The sequence below is a fragment of the Streptomyces sp. NPDC002573 genome (assembly GCF_042889625.1).
Classification (GTDB): Bacteria; Actinomycetota; Actinomycetes; order Streptomycetales; family Streptomycetaceae; genus Streptomyces; species Streptomyces gibsoniae.
Genome location: NZ_JBIARC010000215.1, coordinates 1 through 2,832 on the forward strand (window position 1 = coordinate 1; position 2,832 = coordinate 2,832).

The 2,832-nt window shown below is 67.1% G+C and carries 2 protein-coding genes; both read right to left on the reverse strand.

The features are described 5' to 3' along the window. On the reverse strand, nucleotides 1-188 hold a 188-nt coding region (locus ACFYX0_RS47290; RefSeq protein ID WP_388981911.1), incomplete at its 3' end, for a helix-turn-helix domain-containing protein. Between the two features lie 394 nt (nucleotides 189-582). After that, entirely contained in the window at nucleotides 583-1,647 is a 1,065-nt protein-coding gene (locus ACFYX0_RS47295) for an LLM class flavin-dependent oxidoreductase (protein WP_388981914.1), read from the reverse strand. Nucleotides 1,648-2,832 lie beyond the last annotated feature (1,185 nt).

The window sequence follows — 2,832 nt, forward strand, 5'->3', positions numbered from 1 at the left end:
AGGGCGTCCGCACCGCCCTCCTCCCACTCCCGCCGCCAACGTCGCACCGACCGCGACGTCACCCGAAGCTCCCTCGCGACGGCCTCGGTCTTCTCTCCGCGAGCGAACTGCTCGGCCGCCTCAAGGCGCACCCGCTCCCGCTTTACCTGCTCCTTCGGCGTCAGCCCGCCACCATGCGCGTACCGCATGACGACCTCGTACCGCAACGATCAAGAAGCGTCACGGGCCACCGGACTCCGCGAGTTCAATCTGAGTAGCCGCGCGGGGACGCCATGAGACAGCCCCTCGGCTGGACGGCGAACTACTCGATGTAATTGACCCTCATCTATATGGACGGTCCAGCTCCGCCTTCGAAGAAGCCGAGACTGCAGGCATCCCGCAGAAACCGGATATTGGGCGAAACGTCACACCGGGCTCAATGCTGACGGTGGACGTCGAGTCGGTGTCGGGAGGGCGCGCGGCCCGGCGCAGAGATCAGATGTCCTCGACAACGCAGGCTCACCCCATGTGCAGTGCGTCATACCGATCGCGCCCTCACGTCAGACGAGCCGACCGCCTCGCGGTGTGGGTGTTCCGGGGTTTTCAGACCTTGGCGGCAGCAACCAAGGAAAGCGAACGCAACCGATCATCCGGATCGTAGACGGGAGTCGACAGCATCAGTTCGTCTGCCCCGGTTTGTGACGCCACGGCTGACAGCCGTCGATGCACCTCTTCCGGGGGCCCATACGCCTGAGTAGCCCGTATCTGTCCGAGCCGCTCCTCCATCGCCGGCCTGAGGGGCTCTGTCGCGGCTTTCGCCGGAGACGGGAGCGGCGCCTCTGCGCCACGGCCCTCCAGGGCCGCAGCCATGGCAAGCATCGCTGGGCGACCGAGACGGGCGAGGTCGGCGTCGGTCGTGACACAGAGGGTTTCCACGCTCACCAGCACTCGCGGTCGCTCGCACCACCGCGAAGCCTGAAACCGCTCCCGGTAACGACCCAGCGCCTCCAGCGTGTTGTCCGGTCGAATGTGATGAGCGAAGGCGAGCGGCAACCCGAGCTCGGCGGCGAGCTCGGAACCCGCAACACTTGATGACAGCAGCCACGGCTCGGGAAGCGCGTCGGCCCCCGGCAGCACTCGCCGGGCATCCGCATCGGCAAGGTATCCCAGCAGTTCGATGAGGTCGGCACGGTACTCATCGTCAGTCGCCCGATCGGCTCCGCGACGTAGCGCGCGGATGGTGTCGAGGTCATTCGTCCCGGGACCGCGGCCGATGCCCAGGTCGATGCGACCGGGGTGGAGCGCCGCCAGCGTGGTGAACTGCTCCGCGACGGCGAGCGGAGCGTGATTCGTCAGCAGGACCCCACCCGAACCGACCCTGACCCCGGAGGTCGAGGCCGCGAGATGGGACGACAGCACAGAGGGCGCAACACTGCCGACGGACCGATATCCGTGATGCTCGGCCACCCACACCCGGCGAAATCCGAGCTCACTGGCCCGCCGCGCGGTCGAGACCACCGCTGCTAGGGCGTCGCGGGCACTGGCGCCCTCTTGTGTCAACGCCAAGTCGAGGACGGACAGCGGCGGCAGAAGTCCGGCTGCCGATGACGGTTCCCCGGTCTTCCGCACCGAGTGCACGTCGTCCGGTTGGTGCTGACTGCCTTCCATGAGTGCTCCTGTCCTTGAACGATGTGATGATGCCGCCACGCGGTCGCTTCGGGCACCTGGCGGCGTCTCAGGGACCGACGCGAGGGGCGTGGCAGTTCCGTGGACGTGGAACTGACCGCCCACCTGGCTAGAAAATGTATAGCGTGGCTGCACGGCGTCCGAATTCCCTTGCGCCCAAGGGGGTGGCAAGACCGGCGCCACCCTGCCGTCGCACACACCCTCGGGCTCCACCACAGCGCTCACGACCACAGCTGCCTGGACCTACGACGCGGACGCCAATGACCTCACCTCGACCGGTCCCGATGGCCCGGGGCGGCCACCCGCCACCCGCGATCGCCCGTGGGCCACTGCTGACACCCCGCCAAGTGGGTGAGCCCTGCTCATTACATGACCCACTGTTGCCTGTAGCGGGCTACGTAATCCCGAACCGAGTTTTCTGTGCCGCCGAGAAGCGCAGTTCGATCACAGTCCGATGTGGTCGAACTGGCCCCCGTTGGTAGGGACTGTTCGGTCACCGGTGCAGCGGTGGAATGCCGACCCCGTGACCACGCCAGGTCGTGTGCCGGGAGCGAACTACCGATAGTCGCTCGTCTCCTCGCCCCACTTCTGCAGGGTGGAGTCGATCCGGCGGTTCGCCCGTTCTTGAGGCTGAGCGAGGACGTTCGCATACACGCGGAATGAGACGAGGCTGTGGCCGGCACGGCGGGCCACTTCTGCCGGGTCTGCGCCGGAGCTGAGCCGCAACGGGATGCCCGCGTGACGAAGATCGTATGGACGCTGCGCGAGAGGTGAATCGGCTCCCTCGGGTGCATGGTCGAGTTCGGCTTCCTAGAGGCACTTGGGGTCGAGGATGAACTGCAACTCGATGGTCAGCAGGCGCTCGGCCAGGCCGTCGGCGAGCTCCGGTGTCGATCGTCGCCATGGCCGGGACCCGGCGGTATTCGAGGAACCACCGCGTCGTCGACAGTGACAAGGCGCGGTCGACTACGCCGTCTCCGGTGACCGCGCGGCACAGGGCGTCGGAGAGCCGGTCCAGGATGATCGAAATGTTGTCGAGGCAGATGGCCAAGGAGTTGAAGGCCTGAACCGACCAGGATTGCAGGCCGCGTGGGGCGATGCCGCGCCCCTTCAGCAACGCGTCGACCACTCGCGTCGCGGGGTCCAGGTGAACTGCGGCGCGCGCCG